The organism is Aromatoleum sp. (assembly GCF_036675785.1).
Classification (GTDB): Bacteria; Pseudomonadota; Gammaproteobacteria; order Burkholderiales; family Rhodocyclaceae; genus Aromatoleum.
Map to the genome: position 1 here is coordinate 88,293 of NZ_JAKFEF010000022.1, position 19,464 is coordinate 107,756.

Consider the following 19,464-nt stretch of genomic DNA (forward strand, 5'->3'; position numbering starts at 1 on the left):
CGGGCGCGACAACTCGTAACAGCGCCATGCCGACGCCATTCACATACTGTCGCGCAAGCATCGACTCGGCCCACCATGTCACAACTCGTTCGTAAACTCGGTCCAGAAGCCCTGCGTTTTTTCGATACCGTGCTGAGGTATCGGGCGAATCCGCTCGCTGCGGCGCGGCGCTACTGGACGCTTTACCGACACCACCGGTTTTCGCCGGACGAGATCCATTTCCTGCGCCTGCTCGATCCGGCGCTCTCGGAATCGGACCTGAAGCGTGCGGTGAGCAAGGAGGAACTGCTCGCGGTGCAGGGGCGGCTGAACCCGGCGCACCTTCACGCGCGCACCGAGGACAAGCTCTGCTTCCATGCGTTCTGCCGGCAAGCGGGACTTCCGGTACCGGAAGTCCTCGCGCTGTTCGATCGGGAGGCCGCCGGATCTCCCCCGTTCCCCGTACTCGCGGATACGCAGGATGTCGCCCGCTTTCTCGACGGACTGGGCGCGGATGCCGTGATCCTGAAGCCTGTTGCCGGCGTGCATGGCGAAGGCGTGATGCGGCTCGAACGGGCGGGCCGCGAATGGCGCGACAGCAACGGCCAGGTGCGGCGAGCGGAGGAGCTGGTCGGAATGATGTCCGGGAGCGGCTACGCAAGCTGGCTTTTCCAGGAGCTCGTCGTCGGCCATCCCGAGCTGTGCGCGCTGTCCGCAACGTCCGGGTTGCAGACCGTTCGCGTCGTCACCGTCATCGACGAGCGCAACGACGTGCGGATTCTCGCCGCCCGGCTGCGCTTGATCAGCGGCAATCACGCTCACGACAACTTCGATTACGGCAAGACCGGGAACGTCATCGCACTGCTCGACCCCGAAAACGGGGTGATCCGTTCGGCGGTCGGCGGCGCGAGCGGGCGTCACGAAATGCGCTCGGTCACGCAACATCCGGCCACCGGCCGCGAGCTAATCGGCTATCGGCTGCCGAAATGGCTGCAGGTGCGCCAGCTTGCGGTCGACGCCGCGAACGCGTTCCACCCGCTGCGCACGATCGGCTGGGACGTGGCGATCACACCCGATGCGCTCCGCCTGATCGAAGGAAACGTCACGTGGGACACCCTGTCGGGCGAAAGCCGCATGGGGGAGATTTACCGATATCTGCAAACCCTCGCCGAGGGGCAGGCGCCGGCACGGATGGCGGCGGCATGATACGGAGCGCGACTGAGCACCACGCAGGACGTCGCGCGCGTCGTTTGGCGCGAGAACCAGAGGTGCGGGAATGCTGATCAAGAAAACCTACAGGGAAACGCGGCGGCTGCTGAGCCAGTACGGCAACGCGATTGCGTTCGAATCGCGCGGCCGCGCGTCGGCAGTGCTGCCGAACGTGTACAAGATCCTGCGGGCGCGCTTCAAATACGGTGTCGGCCCGGTCTATTACGCGCTGTACCGCTTCTCGCAGGTTCCGGAGTCCGAATGGGGCAATTACGTCACCGACGATCCGCGGTTCAAGGAGTTTCTTAAGAAGCTCAATCCGGACAAATTTCGGACGATTGCCGACAATAAGTTGTTGTTTCATCGGCATTGCGTGAGGAACGGGCTTCCGACGATTCCGATGCTGTGCCTCGTGACCGATGACGCGGACCTGGCGACACATGGCGCGCAGCGGGTGAGGGACGCAACGCAACTCCGAACAGCCCTTCAGGCTGCGCCGGGCGAAATGTTCGTCAAGACGATGGCGGGGACCTATGGCGAAGGGGCTTTCGTCCTGCGTCGGGAGGGCGACCTGTTTTCGTTCGCGGGACGGACCGGATCCCCCGACGCGCTCTTTCGCTACCTCATCGAGAACCTCGGCGACGAGCAGGGGTGGATCTTGCAGCCGCGCGCTCGCTCGCACGAGTCGCTGCGAGGCGTCGTATCGCCTAATGCGCTCGCGACCGTCCGCGCAGTCACGCAGATGCGTGGCGATCGGGCCGAGCTGCTGATCGCCGATCTGAAGATCACCGTCGGCGACAGCGTCACGGACAACTTTTCGAAGGGCAAGTCGGGCAATCTCCTCGCGGGCATCGACGTGGCAAGCGGCCGTCTTGGGGCGGCGTGGGGATCGATCCGGAAGGACTGGCCGGTAATGACGCCGTTTGCGAATCACCCGGAAACGGGTTGCAGGATCGAGGGCTACGAGTTGCCGTTCTGGCGCGATCTCGTCGACGTGGCGCTGCGTGCGCAGGAAAGTGTCCCGCAACTGCGAAGCCTTGGCTGGGATATCGCCGCGACGACCGACGGCATCATGCTGGTCGAGGCGAATAGCACCTACGATGTATCCATTCTCCAGGTCGCGCATCAGAGAGGGCTGAAGCGCGAGTTGCAGCGGGCGCTTGCGCGGTCCGATTGAGTGGTTGCACACGACCTCGCAAGTGTGCTGAAAGGGTTTCGAAGGGCGACAACATCGGTTGCATGTGCGACATCGATCGCCGACGACGGCTTTGATGCAGAGCCAGTGCCTGAAGCATTCAGGGAACTGGGGGCGAGTTTAAATGCTGATCGCACCCTCGTGAAAGGAGGAGGCCGTTTTCATCGATATCCTTTATGTGGCCACCCGTTCAGAAGAATTGTCCACCTTGTCCGCCAAATTGATTTGGCCGGAAAGTACCTTTGCAAGGATTTTCTTGCTTACGAGCAGTTCGTGGGGCCAGTCAGCGTCGTATGAGTCCGCGTGAGGACGCAGACTGTACGAGCCGAACCGCGAGCCGCCGGCACGGTCACATATTCTCATGACGTTAGGCTGCTACAACGGAGGTCGCAATTGACAAACGTATTGGGAATTCATGGTGACTTAGTGCGCCACGGTAACGGTGAAGTGCAGTCGTTTTCGCGGCGATGGATGGAATTGGCTCAAGCGCGCGGTATCGCTGTCAAACAGCTCGACTCCGGATCGCCTGATTTCTTCAGCCAACTGGCGCCTTGCCAGGGATTCATGTGGCGATTCGGTTACTTGTCGACGGAAATGGCCATTGCAAAACGGGTCCTCCAGGGAATCGAATACGGAATGCGAATCCCGGTGTTTCCGAATGCACAAACCGCTTGGCATTTCGAGGACAAGATCTCTCAATACTATCTCCTTAGGGCAGCCCAGTTCCCGACTCCAAACACGACGATATTATGGAATGAAGAGGACGCTTTAGAGTTCTGCGAAACCGCCTCCTATCCAATTGTGGTGAAACTGGCGAGCGGCTTCCAGTCGCGCAATGTCCGACTCGTAACGCGCCGCGCGGAAGCCGTGAATCTTACAAGGCGGCTGTTCAAAGCCGGAATGCTTTCCCTCGATCATCCCGGTTCAGCAGCAAGGCGACTCCTTGGTGCATCGTTCATCCCGCTCAAATTGCTGCTCGGACGGTCTGTTCCCGCCGACATTCAGTCCGGCTATCTCCTCGCCCAGGAATTCCTGCCGGATAATGAATTCGATACCCGTGTGACCGTAATCGGAAAACGCGCATTCGCATTCCGCAGGTTTAACCGTCCAGGGGATTTTCGTGCAAGCGGCAGCGGGCGCATCGATTGGGATCCTGCGCGCGTCGATCCCGAAATGATAAGGCTAGCTTTCAGGCTTACCGCTCATCTCGGTACGCAGTCTCTAGCGATCGATGGCTTGAAGCGTGGGGGAGTGCCGGTGATTGCGGAAATAAGTTACACCTACGCTTCATGGGCCGTTCGTGATTGCCCGGGTCATTGGCGCGGTGGCGAACAAGGCATGCTGGAGTGGGTGCCTGGAGAAATGAGGCCAGAAGACGCGATTTTCGAGGATTTCATCGAGCTGCTGCCCCAACAGCGTTCAAGACTGGGCGCACTGATCGCTTAAGCGATCAGCTCTGAAGGTGCAACGGAGATATCTCTTCGTCGGTAACGATGTTATGGGTCCCAACTTTCTAATGTTCTTCGGGAACCCCTGATCAATTGATGTTCTGAGCGCGCTCACCCAAGCCAGCCATTCTTGCCAGCTCTGATGATCGATTTCTCCGCCTCTACCGCTGCGTTTCGGGGCCTTTCGGGCCCCAAGCGCCCGTTTTCGGGCGCAGCGGGCGGATTTCGCCCATCAACTCATCAAGGTTCTCCTCGCGAGATAAAGGTTGGTCAATCCGATCAGCGAGAACACCTGCGCGGCGTTCTTCGCGATCCCCTTGTAGCGCACCTTCGTGTAGCCGAACTGGCGCTTGATGACGCGGAACACGTGTTCGACTCGCGCGCGGATCGACGACATCCGGTGGTTGAAGCGCTTGTTCGCCTCGGTCAGCGGATGCTGCTTGCTGGCCTTGAGCGACACCCCCCAGAAGACACCAGCCTTGCGGGCCAGTCGCTTTTGTTGTTCACGTAGCCCTTGTCGCCGAACACCACCCGATCATCCTCACGCACAAGGTGCGCCAACTGGCTGATGTCCGAGGCGTTGGCCGGCGTGACCGAAACCGTATGCACAAGTCCGGAATTGACGTCGGCTCCGACATGGACCTTCATGCCGAAGTACCACTGGTTGCCTTTCTTCGTCTGATGCATCTCCGGATCGCGCTTCTTGTCCTCGTTCTTCGTCGAGGGCGGGGCGTCGATGATGGTCGCATCGACCATGGTGCCGCCCTTGAGCAGCAAGCCACGTTGTTCGAGCGTGTCGTTGGTGATGCTCATCATCTGCGCGGTCAGCCCGTGCTTCTCGAGCAGGTGGCGGAACTTGAGGATCGTCGTCTCGTCGGGCATCGCATCGTTGGTCAGATCCAGGCCGGCAAAGCGGCGCATCGACTCGATCTCGTAGAGCGCGTCTTCCATCGCCGGATCCGACAGCGCGTACCACTGCTGCATGAAGTAGATCCGCAACATCGTCGCCAGCGGCATCGGCGGGCGGCCACGGCGCCCCGTCGTCGGGTAGTGCGGCTCGATCACCGCCAGCAGCGCTGCCCAAGGCACCACCGTCTCCATCTCGGCGAGGAAGCGTTCCCGGCGAGTCTGTTTCTTCTTCCTGTCGAAGGCCAGCGAGGCGAAGGTTGTTTGCTTCATAGCAGCGGCACGATTTATGACTTCAGTATTTTACCGGCTCTGAATAGATCAGAGCTTCCCTAGAAGGTTAGTAAATCAACACCCTGCTAATGCTTTACCACAAATTCTCCTGGAGCCAAATTATGAATGACGATCTACCCGAAGTTAGTGTGTGTACAACAACATACAATTCTTCAAAGTTCATAGAAGAAGCCATCATGGGCGTCCTCGCTCAGAAAGTGTCTTTCCGACTCGAGTTCGTTATCTACGATGATTGCTCAAGCGATGATACCCCATCCATTCTTAAGAAATATGCCGAGAAATACCCGGAGATTATTCATGTATTTCATCAGGCAACGAACATCGGTCTGAATCAAAATTTCATGTCGGCAATGCGACAGTGCCGGGGGAAATACATTGCCTTGCTGGATGGCGATGACTACTGGATTGACCCATCTAAGCTTCAAGTACAATATGATTTTTTAGAGAGCAACCCCGATATTGTTCTCTGTGGCACTGCGTCACTTAAACGACACGAGAGCTCGGGCACTTATATTCGAAGTCATCTATACTTGCCTGCCAATACAGGGGAGGTCAAGGTTTTCGGGACCCCTGAAATGTATAAACTAGACCCTTTCTGGCTCCCCACACACAGTTTGTTGCTCAGATCGCGATGTGTGTGCTTTCCAGCCTGGTTTAAAGATGTCGTCTATGTTGATCGAGCGCTCAGACTCATCCTTTCACTCGAAGGAAGTTTGGCATTTATTAACAAGATTACCTGCGTCTACCGGCTGCACGGGTCAAATACCTCTGCAAATAGAGAAACCTCTCCCGACGTATGTAGAGGATATCTGCACACTTACTGGAATTTTTACAAATATTCCGGGAAGAAATTTCGAGCCGACGCTAGCAGGGCGATCAATCATTCACTGTGCGAAGAGCGGCGTCGTATTCTGGAGTATTGCCATGGCGGTGAAGCCGCAAGCAGACTGTTCAAAAATTTCATCCACTCCCTAAACTACTTTCAAATACTTAGTGTTAGAGACTTTTTGGAATTTATTTACCACTTTATGTTTCTAAAAAATCTGGTTGCTTGGTTGAAGAGGGGCAGGTGAGCAAGGAAAGCCTTGTAGAGCTAAAGACGTTAGCGGATTTTTTCGGATCAGCGGTTTGAAGTGCGGCGTCGGTTATCCTTGGGAGTATGGCCTAAAGGTGATTCAAAAGAGTTCCTGCCGCCATGGTCAGCGGTCGAACGAGTGTAGCGCGGGAATCTCGGCGCATTAGCCTATTATCATAATCGCGGCTATAACACGATCTGGGTGTTGTCGAAAAGGAGGCAGTTTCGCCGATTTAGGAAGATGCTTTACAAGGATGCGCTCAGTGCTTGCGGCTTGACGCGCGCCGCGATCGAGACGGTTGAGGGGGATGATCACGCCGTAAGCGTTCCCGCTCTTAAAGAAAAATGGAGCTGCGAACGTCACACTTGATAAGAACGTTTGATATTCAAGAGAGATAACAATGGAATTTTTCGCTCGTGCCGCCAAGAGCACTTTGTCTAGCCTGCGCACCCGAATCAGCGGGGGGGTCGTGGACGCGCGCAAAACCGTCCGGCGCGCGTTCCTGTATCCGGGCGCATGGATCAACCGGCGCCTGCGGCGAAATACTGTCGTCATCGGCATCACCGGCAGCGCGGGCAAGACGACGACCAAGGACCTATGCAAATCGATGCTGTCGGAGTTCGGTCCGTGTGAAGCCACATCACAATCGGCCAACGAGCACTACGCCATAGCGGAGACGGTAACCCGGTTTAGGAGGGAACATCGCTTTGCCGTCGTCGAGCTTTCCGCCAGCAGACCGGGCTACCTCGACTTTCCCCTTCAACTCGTCAAGCCGACAATCTCGGTGCTGACGGTCATTGCGCGCGACCATTACAGCTCGTTCAAAAGCCTCGAGGCGATTGCCGAAGAGAAAGGCAAGGTCGTGACGGCGCTGCCACCCGACGGGGTCGCCGTGCTGAACATTGACGACCCAAGGGTGCGCGAGATCGGCGCGGCGACGAATCGGCGCGTGATCTGGATCGGTGAAAGCCCGGGCGCGACCTTGAGGCTGATCGAAACGCGGTCGGTCTGGCCGGAGCCCCTGACGCTGAAGGTCGAGTACCAGGGAAGAACGCACGATGTGCCGACCCGGTTGCACGGAACGCAACTCTCTCTCGCGGTGCTCGCGGCACTCGGTGTCGCACTCGCGGCGGGCTTGCCGCTCGAACGAGCGATCGAAGCACTCGGAAAAGCCGAGTCGCCCGAGGGGCGCATGCAAGTCGTTCCGTGCGACGACGGGGTGACCTTCGTGCGCGACGACTGGAAGGCGCCGCTGTGGTCGCTCGACGCGCCGTTCGAGTTCATTCGGCAGGCACGGGCCGCACGCAAGGTGATGATTTTGGGCACCCTGTCGGATTATTCCGGTTCCGCGTCGAAGGTGTATCCGAAAGTCGCCAAGCAGGCGCTGGAAATCGCGGACCTCGTCGTGTTCGTCGGGCCGCACGCGCACCGCGCGGTGAAGGGGCAGGCGGATCAGGCCGGAAAGCGGCTTGTCGGAATTCCATCAGTACGAGAGGCGGCAATTTACCTCCGTAGCGCCCTGCGGGCCGGCGACCTCGTCCTTCTGAAGGGATCGAACAAGGCCGACCACCTCGTGCGCCTGATGCTCGCCCGGACCGGCAACGTCGCATGCTGGAAGGACAAATGCGGTCGCGCGTCGTTCTGCGCGCGATGCCGTTATCTTCGGGTGGCAAGTGGTCCGCGATCGATCGAGCCGATCGAACCAACGTCGGGCGCGGTTCCGGCGACGGGCAGCGCGGTTGTCGCGCAAGCCGACGGACCTCCTGTGATCGTCGGCCTCGGCAATCCGGGCGAGCAGTTTCGCAACACGCCGCACAACGTTGGCCATCGGGCGCTGGACGAGCTGTGCGAGGAGGCGGGCGGGGTCTGGGAGGAGGACGCCGACGGGGTCGTCGCCCGCGTGATGCTCGCCGGATTGCCGGTAACACTCTTCAAGCCGGGGGCGAACATGAATCGCAGCGGCGACCCGCTCCGACGCTTCCTCGCGCGCCTCGGTACGCCGCTGTCTCGGTGCATCGTTATCCACGACGACCTCGATCTGCCGTTCGGCGACGTCCGGCTGAAGATGAGCGGCGGCGATGCCGGCCACAAGGGTGTGCGGTCGGTGATTTCGACCCTGGGGTCGGGCGAGTTCCGCAGGGTGCGCGTGGGCATGCGTCGATCCGACGATCGGCGTCGCGCGCTCGAACTCGTCCTCGCCGAATATTCGAAGGCGGATGAGCCGACGGTGAGGCTTGCGCTCGAAAAGGCCGCTGCGATCGTTTGCAAGGAAGTCCGTACGCTGGCGGGATCGGCTGCACAGGAGGGCGAAACCTCGATCGAGGCGCTTGAGGACGCGTCGACTCGCACGGAGACTTCGGTTCGCGACATGGCCTGACCTTCCGCGGACAGTAGCTTCGTGCTCAGCTCGCGAGCGCGCGCCGAACCCGTTTGAGCCGCGGCATGGCCGGCGCGATCAGCGACTTGAGATAGAGCCGATGGTAGCCGGGAAGAGCGCCCGCCTGCGTGCTTTGCTTCAGCACGCGGCGCGCGTCACGCCCGTTTCCGCGCACGAGCAGGTCGGAAATCCAGCGGGCGTAGACCTCCATACGCCGCGTGCGGAACAGCGCGTGCTGAGCCGGCGAAAGCTCGGGGAGCGTCCTTTCGAGGCGGTCGAACACTTTCAGGTTGTCCTCGTAGCCGCTCAGCCGCTTCGTAAGGCTGCCGGCGCGGAGCTGGAAGCGTGCGAGCGGCTGACGCAGGATCGCGTACGGCCGGTTTGCGCAGAGCTTGAAATACAGATCGACGTCTTCGGCGATCGGCAGGTCGACGTCGAAACCGCCGACTGCGCGTATCGCCCCGGTTTCGGCGATGACGGTCGGCGTGCCGAGGTACGGGTCGCGCAATAGTTGCGTGAGGTCGCGGAAGACCTCGACTCGCTCCGCATCAAAGGCAACCCCGGAATCGGGCTCGCCGTCGCGCCGGTAGTCCCAGCCGAAGTCGCACCCGACGAGAACCAGTTCCGGGTGGCGCCGGAACACTTCGATCTGGTTCGTGATTTTCGTGTCCAGCCAGTAGTCGTCGGCGTCGAGAAAGGCGATGTATCGCCCCCGCGCCGCGGCGATCCCGGCGTTGCGCGCGGCCGATGCCCCGGCGTTGCGCTGCCGCAGCGCCAGAACGCGGTCGCCGAACGACGTTACGACCTCGGGTGTGCCGTCGGTCGAGCCGTCGTCCACCACGATGCATTCAAGGTTGGGATACGTCTGGCCGAGAGCGCTCTCGATCGCGCGGCCGAGGAGTCGGGCGCAGTTGTACGCGGGAATGACGACGCTGACGAGGGGCGCGTCGTTTGGGTCGGGTGCCATTTCCATCAAGGTCAGACGAGGACTTCGATGCTCGACGGGTGCCCGAGAAACGCCTGCGGGCTCGCGCTTGCGCCGTACGCGCCGGACTGGAAGATCACGACGAGGTCACCCGGTTCCGCGTGCGGCAGTGCCATTTTTTCTGCTAGCAGGTCGAGCGGGGTGCACAGGGGGCCGACGACTGAACTGGGCTCGCCGGCAGCGTCGCTCATGCGGTTGCCGATCGCGACAGGATAATTCTTTCGGATGACCTGGCCGAAATTGCCGCTCGCCGACAGGTGGTGATGTAGGCCGCCGTCGGTCACGAGGTAGGTATGCCCGCGCGAGATTTTCTTGTCGATGACGCGGCAGACGTAGAGACCGGCCTCGCCGACAAGGTAGCGGCCGAGCTCGATGACGACGCAGGCTTGGGGCAGCTTCGGTTTCGCCTCGTCGACGAGCGCGGCGAGGTTGTCGCCGATGGGCGTGAGGTCCAGGCGCTGCTCACCGGGGAAGTAAGGGATGCCGAAGCCGCCGCCGAGGTTCAGGAACCTGACCGGCGCGGGCGCGTGTTCGGCGAGTCGAAGGGCGAGCGCGAAGCTCTTCCGCTGCGCCTCGACGATCGCCTCGGCCTTGAGGTTCTGCGAGCCGGCGAACAGATGGAAGCCTTCGAACGCGAGGCCGGCACGGCCGATCGCGGAGAGCAGCGCCGGCACCTCTTCGGCATCGACGCCGAACTGCTTCGGTCCGCCGCCCATCTTCATCCCCGACGATTTGAGCTCGAAGTCAGGATTCACACGGACCGCGACACGGGCCGGGAGCCCGAGCTTCGCGGCGCATTCGGCGAGCGGGGCGATCTCGCGGAACGATTCGACGTTTACGAGAATGCCGGCGGCGACCGCCTGCATCAGCTCGGCGTCCTGCTTGCCGGGCCCCGCGAAGCTGATGTCGTGCGGGTCGGCCCCGGCGTCGAGCGCGATCTTGAGCTCGCCGGCCGAGGCGACGTCGATGCCGTCGACGAGCCGCGTCATGTGTGCGACGAGCGCTGGCATCGGGTTCGCCTTCATCGCGTAGTGCAGCTGCACTTCGCGCGGCAGCGCGGCCCTCAGTTCCGCGACACGACGGTTCAACAATTCCCGGTCGTAGGCATAAAAGGGCGTACGACCGACGCGGGCGGCGAGGCGCGTGAGCGGCAGGTCGCCGACGACGAGCTCGCCGTTTTCGACCGGAAACTGGTTGATCGGCGCGTGGACGGGGGGGGGGCGAGCGGGCGCGTTCATGGGCATCTGTTCGGGTAAGTGTTGGTCGGCGCGGCGGTCGTCATGCCGCTGCTTTCTCATTCGCCTCAGAGGAAGTTATCGGCCGTCGCGTAGTCGTGTCAAACGGTCGCGGAAAGCGCCTTGCGGTCGATCTTTCCGTTCGGGTTGCGCGGCAGCGGCCCTTCCCGCACGTCGATCCGGCTCGGGACCATGTACGCGGGCATGCGAGCGCGGCATTCGGCGAGCAGCCGGTCCGCATCCACTGTGGCGCCGTCGGGGGCCGTAACGACGACGGCGATCGCCTGCCCGAGCGTCTCGTGCGGGACGCCGAACGCGGCGCATTCGCCGACCAGCCGGGTCGCGTACAAAATCTCTTCGACCTCCGTCGGGCTCACGCGGTAGCCGGAGGTCTTCATCATCTCGTCGCGCCGGCTGATGAAGTACAGGAAGCCGTCCTCGTCACGTCGTACGTTGTCGCCCGAGAACACCGCGAGTTCGGGAATCACGAGGCCGCCTTCGCGGCTGCGGAGCGCCGCGGGCAGCGGCTTGTAGCGTTCGGCGGTCTTTTCCGGGTCGTTCCAGTAGCCCATGCCGACGAGCGCGCCGCGCTGCACCAGCTCGCCCGGCTCGTTCGGGGCGCATTCGGTGCCGTCGTCGCGCAGGACGAGCACGTCCGCGTTCGGAATCGCCTTCCCGATCGAATCGGGCCGGCGATCGACTTCCTCGGGAGGAAGGTAGGTCGCACGAAAGGCTTCGGTAAGGCCGTACATCAGGAACGGCTTCGTCGTGGGGACGAGCGAGCGCAGCCGGGTGAGCGTTTCCAGCGGCATGCGTCCGCCGGTATTGGCAAAATAGCGCAGGTGCTCGCCGACCGACTCGGGCCACTGCAGTTGCGAAAGCTGGATCCACAACGGCGGCACCGCGGTCAGGCCGGTGACCTTCTCGCGTTCCATCGCCTTCAGCACGTCGCGCGGCATCAGGTAATTCAGCAGCACGACCCGGGCGCCGGCGTGAAACGCGGTCGAAAGTTGCGAGAACCCGGCGTCGAACGACAGCGGCAGCGCCGCGAGCAGCGTGTCGCCGGGCCGGTTTTCGAGATACTGCGCGACGCTCTTCGCGCCCGTGACCATGTTGCGGTGGGACAGCACGACGCCTTTCGGCCGGCCGGTGCTGCCCGAGGTGTAGAGGATCGCCGCCATGTCGACGTCGATGACGCGGTGACCGGGCGCCGGCGGGGCGTCGAGGAGATCGTTCCAGCAATGCACCGTCGCGCCCGACACCGTCGGCCGTTCCGAAGGGCGGCCGGTCAGCACCACGTGACGCAGGTCGTGGCACGCGCAGAGCGCGTCGCCGATGGCGGCGAGCCGCTCCGGACTCGTCACGAGCACGCGAACGTTGCAGTCCTGGAGGATGTAGGCGACCTGTTCCGCTTTGAGGATCGGGTTGACCGGCACGAACACGCCGCCGGCGGCCGTCGCGCCGAAGAATGACGTGACGGTTTCGGCGCGCTTGTCGAGGTAGATGCCGACGCGCTCTCCCCGGTCGAGGCCGAGCCCCCGCAGACCGGCCGCAAAAGCCGCAACGTCGCCGGCGAGCGCGGCGTAGGTCGATGTCTCTGCGCCCGCGGTAATCGCCGCGGTCTCGGGGGCTCGCTCGGCCGAGGCGAGGATTAATTGATGCAAGAGTATCGTCGCGTTCATGGTGTTACGGATCGTAAAAAAAGCGAAATGGGGAAGCTGCGGCCGGCAAAATCCGCTGCGGTCGAATTGCGTTTACCGTAGCGGAAATGTCATTTCATTGTTGCAACAGATTTTGTTGGCATGCCTCCTCGCGGCGGCTTCAGGTGCAGCGTCGGGCGGGAGCGTTCGGAAAGCGAAAGGTGAAGATACGGCGCAATGCCGGCGACGGTGAGCTGCAGCGGGCCGACGCGGACGAAGGTCACGCTGAAGAGCTTGCGGACGCCCAACCGGCGATGGGCGTTCAGCGACTGCGGGTTGACCGATTCGATGCGCGAAAAGCTCCATAGCACGCCGTCCGCCCGCAGGTGCTCGTTGGCGGTGTCCCATAGCCGCGCGAACGTCCGGCCCACCCGAAACTCCGGCGCGACATAGACGTCATAGTCCCACGCACTCGCTTCCGGAACGGCGAGCGCGTAACGGCAGCGCACCATGTCTTCGTCGTAATGGCCACGTGCGAGCCACAGAAAGCCAGCGAACCGCTCGCCCGCGCGGGCGACGAGACACTGGCCGCCGTCGGCGAAGCGCTTCGCGATGACAGCCGGCGGCCGCGGAAACTCGGCGACGATCGGGGCGTCGGCGTCGGCGAACTCGACAGGATTCTTTGCCGAAGGGCGGCATGCCGCTGCCGCATCGATCGGGACCGGCTGGGCGACAAGGTGGTAGCGAACGATCCGGACACGTCGGCCGCTGATCCTCGAGACCGTGCGCGCGACGAAATAATGGATCGCCTCGATCCAGCCGAGCTGCGTAAAATTTCGGGCGATTCTCTGCAGGGCCATTGAACGTTGCCTCGGGACGTTCGGTTATTGTTGTCGGCTTTCCGGAGCCGTATGGTCCGATTGTGTCATGAGCGTGCCGCTTTGGCGGCATATAATAGCAATGCGCAATTGGGGCGCCTCGTTCGACCACTGTTCGCCCTAAAGCTTCAGGAGTTGTCCTTGGATATCAAACAAGAAGTGCTCGCCGTCGTCGACGAGGTCTTGAGCCTCAACGGACGTGCCTTGGAATTCGACCTCGATACGCCGTTGCTCGGTGCCGTGCCCGAACTCGACTCGATGGCGGTCGTCGGGGTCATCAACATGCTCGAGGAGCGGTTCGGGTTCGTCGTGGAGGACGACGAAATCGACGGATCCGCGTTCGCGACGGTCGGCTCGCTCGTCAACTTCGTTTCCGGCAAGCTCTCCTGACTGCACGCCCCGTGCGCCGCGAAGCCTTCTTCCTCGACGGCCCCGCAGGCAAACGTTTCTGCCTCGTCACGCGTCCGGACGGCGACCCGGTCGGTGGGCTGCTCTACCTGCACCCGTTCGCGGAGGAGTTGAACAAGTCCCGCCGCATGGTGGCGCTCGCTGCGCGCGACTTCGCCGAGCGAGGATGGCTGGTCCTGCAGGTCGATTGCCACGGCTGCGGCGACAGCGCGGGCGACTTCGGTGACGCCACATGGGACGGATGGATCGCCGATGTCGGGCTCGGCTGGGATTGGCTGCGCCGCCATATCGACGCCCCGGTCGCGCTCTGGTCGATGCGGGGCGGTTCGCTGCTCGCGGCCGACTGGATTGCCCGGGGCGATGCGCGCCCGCCGCTGCTCGTGTGGCAGCCGGTGGCGAACGGTAAGCAGCACCTCACGCAGTTCCTGCGGCTCAAGGCTGCGAGCGAGATGCTCGCCGAGTCCGATGCGAAGGCGGTCATGGCGAAGATCCGGGACGAGCTAAACGCCGGGCGCGGTGTCGAAGTCGCCGGCTACCGCCTGTCGCCGCCGCTCGCGTCGGGCCTCGACATGGCGGCGCTGCGACTGCCCGCGTCGTACCCGTCGCCGGTCGCCCTGCTCGAGGTCGGCAGCGGCGAAAGGACGGACGTTTCGCCGGCGCTGCAGGCGAGCGTCTCCCGCTGGTCCGCCGACGGGACGCCGGTAACGGCCGAAGCGATTGCCGGTCCGCCGTTCTGGCAGACGCAGGAAATCGAGCTTGCGCCGCTGCTGATTGAGCGCTCGGCGGCGATCCTGGATCGCTTCGTCAAATGAACGTTGTCGACTCGGCCTTCCTCTTCGACTGCCAGGGCGACGAGCTCCTAGGCATCGTCTCGGCCCCGGAAATCGGCCAGCCGTCGCTCGGCGTGCTCGTGATCGTCGGGGGGCCGCAGTATCGTGTCGGAAGCCATCGGCAGTTCGTGCTGCTGTCACGGCATCTCGCGATGAACGGTATCGCGTGCATGCGCTTCGACTACCGCGGGATGGGAGACGGAAGCGGCGAGCAGCATTCCTTTGAGGCGGTGGACACGGATGTGCGGGCGGCTCTGGACGCGTTTTTTGCGCGGCAGCCGGGCCTGCGGCAAGTCGTGCTGTGGGGCTTGTGCGACGGCGCCAGCGTCGCGTGCTTTTATGCGCCGACCGACGAGCGTGTCGCGGGACTCGTGCTGCTGAACCCGTGGGTCAAGACCGAAGCAGGTGTCGCGAAGACCTATCTCAAGCATTACTACCTGCGACGTCTGACGGACCCCGCGTTCTGGAAGAAGCTCGTCTCAGGGCGGGTCGCACTCGGAGCCTCGGTTGGCGGCGTCGCGGGCGCCATCCGCGCGGCGTCGAAGGGCGGGGGCGGCCCCGACGCTACGGATTCGAGCATACCCGGGCGGATGGCTGCGAGGCTCGACGCGTCAGACCTTCCGTTCGCGGTGTTTCTGAGCCGCCGCGACTACGTCGCGCGCGAATTCGAAGGTGTGCTCGCCGAGTCGGCGGCGTGGAAGCGACTGATGGAAGGCGAGCGCTGCATCGGAACGATGCACTTCGACGCCGACCACACGTTTTCCAGCGCGACGGCGCGCAACTCCGTCGCGGACGCGACGCTTAATGCCGTTGCCCGCTTCGATCGGTTCGCCCAGAAGTGTCGATGAGGGGCGCAGTTGGAGCCAAGGCCGGGGCGCGGGTCGCAGAGGCTTTCCCTTTCGGCGCCTCGCTTGACCACCGTCGGGCGCGAACACGCGCGGACCACCTCACCCGTTCACAGCGATGCGCCGTCTCGTCGAATCGGTGACGCAGACCCGCGTCCTGGCGACGCTGCGCCGTGGCGCGCGCCTCTTGGTCCGTTCGCGCACACATCTGCTCTATGAGCGGTTATGCGACAACGCGCCTTTTCCGTCGCTCGGCGACGGCGAGCAGGCGCTTATCCTTACGCACGAGAATCTGGCGCTGCATCAGCCGTTATGCGGCGCGCTTGTGGCGATGAACCGCGAAAACGCTGACTATCTCGACGACGTACGCAAGGATCGTGTCCTCGGCGTCGTTTTCACTAATGACGGACGGATCGTCCACCATGCGTTCGTGTTCAAGCGCAACCGAACCGTGAAGCTGCTCGGCTTGCCGCGCACGGCCGCGCTCGTCGGGCACGCTTTCACCGTCGACGACTATCGTGGGCGCGGCTGTCAGGGACGGTCGCTCGACGTGCGCGCGTGGGTCGCGGGGCAGGCGGGATTCGAGCGAATGATCGCGGAGACGAGCCCGGACAACCTCGCTTCACAGCGCGGGATGGAGAAAGGCGGTATGCGGCTGATCGGGCGAATCGATCTCGTCGTACTGCTGAACTGTGTCGTGCTACGTTGGCGCCGACCAGAGGGCTTCGCGGCGTTCGACCTGTGCCTGTAGCAATCAGGCCCTCTGCCTCAGCCACTTCTTCACGCGGCTTTTCAACCCGTAGCGGTCGAGTCCTTCGCCAATCAGCCGCGAAGTCGAATCTATCCCTCGGTGGAGCCGTGCGCTCACGTGGGTACGCAAGGACGGGCGCAGGAGCAGTTGCTGGCTGCACGGTGTCTGATGGGTGCTGAAGAACAGCTTGTGCTCCGACTCGCCTTCGGTGAAGTCGAACGCGGTGAAACGCTGCTCGGCGAAAAGCTGCTCGAGCGCGAGCCACTGCAGCACGGTGCCCGGCGAGAGGCCGGCGAAATCGGGCAGGAAGCCGAGGAATGCGTACTCCAGCACGCCGTCGTGCACGGGGCAGTACAGATACGACACGGGGTGCTCGTTGGCGAATAGCAGGAATGCCCTGACTTCGTCGTGCTGCGCCGCGTCGAGAGCTCGATCGATGAATGTCTGGTTGGTTGGCAGGCCGCAGTCGAGCAAGCGCTCTTGGTAGCTCGCGGCCGAAACGCTGCGGGCGACATCGAGAAAGATCACGATTTCGTCCGGCGTCCGGTAGCTGCGGAAATCGAGTTTTCCAGCATGCTCCGCGAACTTGCGCACCTTCCGGTTGATCCCCGAGCGCGATTTGCCGGAGAACTTCGAAAGGTACGCTGCGAAGTCACCTTGCATGTCGATGTAGCAGCGCTGGTACGACTTGAGGCAGTAACTCATCAGCGACCCGGCGCTTTCGATCGCCCCGCTTACGCCAGGCCGCGGAATGTTTGCGAGCAGATAGCCGTCGAGGCCCGCCGGGAGTGCGGGCAGCGCGGGATCGCCTACGAAGTCGCGGATGTCGTTTAGCGTATAGACCCTGCGCAAAACGTCAAGGTGACTTCGGGCAAGCGTCAACTCTCCGAGCCGGTACTTCAGCTCGTGCCGGTAGGGATGCCAGTCGTTGAGTTTCATCAATGGAGTCGGCGCAGCGCCTGCTCGAAATAGCGGAGAGCGGTCGGGAGCCGGCCGACCGCGGGAAGGGGGAGGCCGCGCGGCGCCGAGAGAGGCGGTAGTTGTGCGAAGCCGGTGGTCGGCATCGATGCCCTATTGTCGTCAAGGTGACGGCATAGGCGCTCGAAGCGCTTCACGACGATTGGATCGGGGGCGAGCTTGTCCGGGATCATCAGCTCGAAATTGTGCGACAGCAGGACGAAAGCCGGCCAAGTACCTTCGCAAGCGACGTCGAGGGCTGTCATCAGCTCGGATGCCCCGCAAGCGCCGATTTGCGCGTGGCGTAACCGCCCGAATCCGTCCCGCAGCAGTGTCATCGGGTACATACCGAGACCGTTGAAATCAAACGGCTCGCAATGCCCGGCGGCAGGGTCGAGCGACGATGCCGGAGTCGACACCCCTAGTGCGGCGTTTACGCTGCTGTCGAAACGCAGACCGTTCGCGGCGACTGCGGTAAACGTATCGTCATTGCACGCGAAACTGCCTGACCGGAACGCGACCGGCGCGGGGGCGCCGGCTTCAACGAGCAGGCGGATGCCGTGTGCGATCAACGCTGCCTGTTCCTCGCCGCTGTAGTACGACAGGTGTTGGCGCTTATGCGTCACGTTTGGCAGCAGCGGGACGCGTGCCTCGTCGGTCCATTCGGGGTGCAGATGAAGCTGCACCTCTTGGCCGGCCTCGCGGATCAGTTCGACGATTGTCGCGAGCGGCTCAATACCGAAACGGGCGGCGAAGAGCGGCTCGACGAAGAACACGCCTTTCAGGCCGTTCCGGTCGAGCACCTCAAGCGTCTTCGGGAGCGCGAAATCCCCTTTTGTCGTCCGTCCGTAAACGTAGCGGTCGAAGCTGGAAGGGAAATCCTGCTCGAGCGTGGCCCAGCTATTGCACCAGACCTCGACGTCGAACGTGAGCAACACCTTCACCCGTCAAGTCTCCTTGTCTTTCCATAGGCGCCGCGTCATCATGTCGTGCTCGGCGGCCGCTTCCGTCATCATAAGCGCAGTGCGGGGATCGGCATATGACACGAGGAGGCAGAGCGTTGCGAGATGTGTCCGGGAGTCTATCGACTGCTATCAGCGACGACGTTCTGCGGCTTGTCTTCACTGACCGTTTCGCGTCGCGCGCTACCCTCTGGCACGGCGAGTGAGGAGCTGTCGCTCTGTGCGCTAACGTTCGGATGTAGACACCGGGATTCGGGCTCAGACTGCTACGCGTGCGTTTCGTCGCACCGATCCGGAATGCCTTCTGTCTTGGCCCGCGCGCCCTTTGGATGACGTTCGGGAAATAGCGTAGCCAATCAGCAATGCGAGTAGCGGATCCGTCGTTTCGGGTGTCCGGCCGACCAACATGATCTGACTTCCTTCGACCAGGGCAAGCAACAGGGCAACCGCCAGCGAGGCCCCTGTAATCGTCGTGCCGTTGCGCCAAAGCAGAAATATGGCGGAGCCGTAGAGATAGAGTTTCTCGACGAGGTTGTGGGCGTTGCCTTCCATGTTGCCCTCGAGAAACCCGCTAAACGGCAGCCAGCGGAAGTCATTGGGTGCAGCGGCGATTCCGAAAGGTTGCAGACCCGCTGCTAGCAGGCTTACGAGGAGCGCGGCGCACGCCAGTGGTAACGCACGTGGGTGTCTGAGAAGCGGTAGGGCCGCGATCGCGAGCGAAACCCCGAGGACATTCGCGACAGAAATGCGTCCCCCTACGAAGAGAATCTGCATCAGCGTGATCGCGACCGCGCCAGCAGCAAGCCAGAGACGTGGCAGGTCCTTGAGCGGGGTGAAATCGAATAGTTTGAAAAACGGAAGCCAGGCGACCGCGTTGAGCAGAACGGCGGCAACGTTGACCCGTGGATGGACCAGCAGCGGCTTCAACGCGCCGCGCATGTTCTGGAAGTCGAGCGTCGGCACCAGCGGAAACCAACGATACGCGACCCATAACAGCATCAGGCCTAGCGGTACGAGCACCGTGGAAGTACTCCCTGCGGCGCCCGTCTGCAGTCGCCCACGAGAGACGATCCCCACGAGATAACCGAGCAGCAGGCCGAAACCGTTAAGTACAGCGTCACCGAGTGCCGGCACGCGTCCGGGGATCCAGATCTGCATGACTTGTAGGGCGGGCGCGAGCATGAGACCGAATGCGATCGGCAAGAATGCGATCCGCGGCCGCGCCCCTTCGCGCCCGGACGAGAGCGCGGCGAAAAAACCGTACGGCACAAAGAGAAGGACGTTCCCGACAATGTCGCCGCGCGAGTTCGAAAGCGAGGCCGTGCGGAACAACGCTGCGAGTTCGTGTAGGTTCCCTTCCCGCGTGTCGAACGAGAATGGATAGAGCGAACCGTATGCGATCAGTGCTGCGACGACGATTAGCAGTGTGCGCATGAGGGAATCAATTTACCTGACCGTTCGCGCCGCTTCCGCAAGTTATTGTTCCGAC

Annotated in this window: 17 protein-coding genes; 9 read left to right on the forward strand and 8 right to left on the reverse strand. The window is 62.5% G+C overall.

Translation table 11 applies throughout. The features are described 5' to 3' along the window. The first annotated feature begins 75 nt into the window (after nt 1–75). From V6M37_RS05390 to V6M37_RS05400, 3 genes are all read left to right on the forward strand, one after another. Entirely contained in the window at nt 76–1,185 is a 1,110-nt protein-coding gene (locus V6M37_RS05390; protein ID WP_332671501.1) for a sugar-transfer associated ATP-grasp domain-containing protein, read from the forward strand. A gap of 70 nt (nt 1,186–1,255) precedes the next feature. Beyond that, nucleotides 1,256–2,365 (forward strand): sugar-transfer associated ATP-grasp domain-containing protein, encoded by a 1,110-nt coding sequence (locus V6M37_RS05395; RefSeq protein ID WP_332671502.1) that lies wholly within the window; start codon nt 1,256–1,258, stop codon nt 2,363–2,365. Between the two features lie 411 nt (nt 2,366–2,776). After that, on the forward strand, nt 2,777–3,829 hold the full coding sequence (locus V6M37_RS05400) for an ATP-grasp domain-containing protein (protein ID WP_332671503.1): 1,053 nt from the start codon (nt 2,777–2,779) through the stop codon (nt 3,827–3,829). 234 nt (nt 3,830–4,063) lie between these two features. On the opposite strand, the gene V6M37_RS05405 is transcribed toward V6M37_RS05400, so the two are convergent. Next, nucleotides 4,064–5,010 (reverse strand): IS5 family transposase gene (locus V6M37_RS05405; RefSeq protein WP_442880994.1). Its coding sequence is split into 2 segments (ribosomal slippage): nt 4,064–4,318 and nt 4,321–5,010, totalling 945 coding nucleotides; the frame shifts between segments, so codons are not numbered across the junction. Between the two features lie 122 nt (nt 5,011–5,132). On the opposite strand from V6M37_RS05405, the gene V6M37_RS05410 reads away from it, so the two are divergent. Together V6M37_RS05410 and pth are read left to right on the forward strand one after the other, a co-directional pair. Beyond that, nucleotides 5,133–6,104 (forward strand): glycosyltransferase, encoded by a 972-nt coding sequence (locus V6M37_RS05410; RefSeq protein WP_332671505.1) that lies wholly within the window; start codon nt 5,133–5,135, stop codon nt 6,102–6,104. A gap of 472 nt (nt 6,105–6,576) precedes the next feature. After that, nucleotides 6,577–8,484: an aminoacyl-tRNA hydrolase gene (gene pth, locus V6M37_RS05415; RefSeq protein ID WP_332671506.1), complete on the forward strand. Its 1,908-nt coding sequence runs from the start codon at nt 6,577–6,579 to the stop codon at nt 8,482–8,484. Between the two features lie 25 nt (nt 8,485–8,509). Here pth and V6M37_RS05420 read toward each other — a convergent pair whose 3' ends face one another. The 4 genes from V6M37_RS05420 to V6M37_RS05435 form a co-directional block, all read right to left on the reverse strand. Continuing rightward, nucleotides 8,510–9,451 carry a glycosyltransferase family 2 protein gene (locus tag V6M37_RS05420; RefSeq protein WP_332671507.1) on the reverse strand — a complete coding sequence of 314 codons (942 nt, stop codon included), beginning with the start codon at nt 9,449–9,451 and terminating at the stop codon, nt 8,510–8,512. Between the two features lie 11 nt (nt 9,452–9,462). Then, the gene (locus tag V6M37_RS05425) at nt 9,463–10,707 is read right to left on the reverse strand and encodes a pyridoxal-dependent decarboxylase, exosortase A system-associated (protein WP_332671508.1); all 1,245 of its coding nucleotides are present in this window, start codon (nt 10,705–10,707) and stop codon (nt 9,463–9,465) included. Nucleotides 10,708–10,805: 98 nt separating this feature from the next. After that, nucleotides 10,806–12,386 (reverse strand): acyl-CoA ligase (AMP-forming), exosortase A system-associated, encoded by a 1,581-nt coding sequence (locus V6M37_RS05430; RefSeq protein ID WP_332671509.1) that lies wholly within the window; start codon nt 12,384–12,386, stop codon nt 10,806–10,808. Nucleotides 12,387–12,475: 89 nt separating this feature from the next. Beyond that, the gene (locus V6M37_RS05435) at nt 12,476–13,204 is read right to left on the reverse strand and encodes a GNAT family N-acetyltransferase (protein WP_332671510.1); all 729 of its coding nucleotides are present in this window, start codon (nt 13,202–13,204) and stop codon (nt 12,476–12,478) included. A 159-nt stretch (nt 13,205–13,363) separates the two neighbouring features. On the opposite strand from V6M37_RS05435, the gene V6M37_RS05440 reads away from it, so the two are divergent. From V6M37_RS05440 to V6M37_RS05455, 4 genes are all read left to right on the forward strand, one after another. Then, the gene (locus V6M37_RS05440) at nt 13,364–13,612 is read left to right on the forward strand and encodes an acyl carrier protein (protein WP_332671511.1); all 249 of its coding nucleotides are present in this window, start codon (nt 13,364–13,366) and stop codon (nt 13,610–13,612) included. Nucleotides 13,613–13,623: 11 nt separating this feature from the next. After that, entirely contained in the window at nt 13,624–14,442 is an 819-nt protein-coding gene (locus V6M37_RS05445) for a hydrolase 2, exosortase A system-associated (RefSeq protein WP_332671512.1), read from the forward strand. Beyond that, on the forward strand, nt 14,439–15,308 hold the full coding sequence (locus V6M37_RS05450; protein WP_332671513.1) for a hydrolase 1, exosortase A system-associated: 870 nt from the start codon (nt 14,439–14,441) through the stop codon (nt 15,306–15,308). The genes V6M37_RS05445 and V6M37_RS05450 overlap by 4 nt, the downstream gene beginning before the upstream one ends. A 115-nt stretch (nt 15,309–15,423) precedes the next feature. Then, entirely contained in the window at nt 15,424–16,056 is a 633-nt protein-coding gene (locus V6M37_RS05455; protein WP_332671514.1) for a hypothetical protein, read from the forward strand. A gap of 3 nt (nt 16,057–16,059) precedes the next feature. On the opposite strand, the gene V6M37_RS05460 is transcribed toward V6M37_RS05455, so the two are convergent. The 3 genes from V6M37_RS05460 to V6M37_RS05470 all read right to left on the reverse strand — a co-directional run bounded on the left by V6M37_RS05460 (nt 16,060) and on the right by V6M37_RS05470 (nt 19,409). Then, on the reverse strand, nt 16,060–16,995 hold the full coding sequence (locus V6M37_RS05460; RefSeq protein WP_332671515.1) for a GNAT family N-acetyltransferase: 936 nt from the start codon (nt 16,993–16,995) through the stop codon (nt 16,060–16,062). After that, nucleotides 16,995–17,957 carry a polysaccharide deacetylase family protein gene (locus tag V6M37_RS05465; protein ID WP_332671516.1) on the reverse strand — a complete coding sequence of 321 codons (963 nt, stop codon included), beginning with the start codon at nt 17,955–17,957 and terminating at the stop codon, nt 16,995–16,997. Before V6M37_RS05465 ends, V6M37_RS05460 begins: the two co-directional genes overlap by 1 nt. Before the next feature lie 276 nt (nt 17,958–18,233). Further along, nucleotides 18,234–19,409 carry a VanZ family protein gene (locus V6M37_RS05470; RefSeq protein ID WP_332671517.1) on the reverse strand — a complete coding sequence of 392 codons (1,176 nt, stop codon included), beginning with the start codon at nt 19,407–19,409 and terminating at the stop codon, nt 18,234–18,236. Nucleotides 19,410–19,464: the final 55 nt, after the last annotated feature.

What these genes read in the sequence shown, in the direction of transcription:
- V6M37_RS05455 (WP_332671514.1), top strand. Translation starts at nt 15,424, where the DNA reads ATGCGCCGTCTCGTCGAATCGGTGACGCAGACCCGCGTCCTGGCGACG.
- V6M37_RS05395 (WP_332671502.1), top strand. Translation starts at nt 1,256, where the DNA reads ATGCTGATCAAGAAAACCTACAGGGAAACGCGGCGGCTGCTGAGCCAG.
- V6M37_RS05425 (WP_332671508.1), bottom strand. Translation starts at nt 10,707, where the DNA reads ATGAACGCGCCCGCTCGCCCCCCCCCCGTCCACGCGCCGATCAACCAG.
- V6M37_RS05435 (WP_332671510.1), bottom strand. Translation starts at nt 13,204, where the DNA reads ATGGCCCTGCAGAGAATCGCCCGAAATTTTACGCAGCTCGGCTGGATC.
- V6M37_RS05410 (WP_332671505.1), top strand. Translation starts at nt 5,133, where the DNA reads ATGAATGACGATCTACCCGAAGTTAGTGTGTGTACAACAACATACAAT.
- V6M37_RS05430 (WP_332671509.1), bottom strand. Translation starts at nt 12,386, where the DNA reads ATGAACGCGACGATACTCTTGCATCAATTAATCCTCGCCTCGGCCGAG.
- V6M37_RS05420 (WP_332671507.1), bottom strand. Translation starts at nt 9,451, where the DNA reads ATGGCACCCGACCCAAACGACGCGCCCCTCGTCAGCGTCGTCATTCCC.
- V6M37_RS05460 (WP_332671515.1), bottom strand. Translation starts at nt 16,995, where the DNA reads ATGAAACTCAACGACTGGCATCCCTACCGGCACGAGCTGAAGTACCGG.
- V6M37_RS05450 (WP_332671513.1), top strand. Translation starts at nt 14,439, where the DNA reads ATGAACGTTGTCGACTCGGCCTTCCTCTTCGACTGCCAGGGCGACGAG.
- V6M37_RS05470 (WP_332671517.1), bottom strand. Translation starts at nt 19,409, where the DNA reads ATGCGCACACTGCTAATCGTCGTCGCAGCACTGATCGCATACGGTTCG.
- V6M37_RS05390 (WP_332671501.1), top strand. Translation starts at nt 76, where the DNA reads ATGTCACAACTCGTTCGTAAACTCGGTCCAGAAGCCCTGCGTTTTTTC.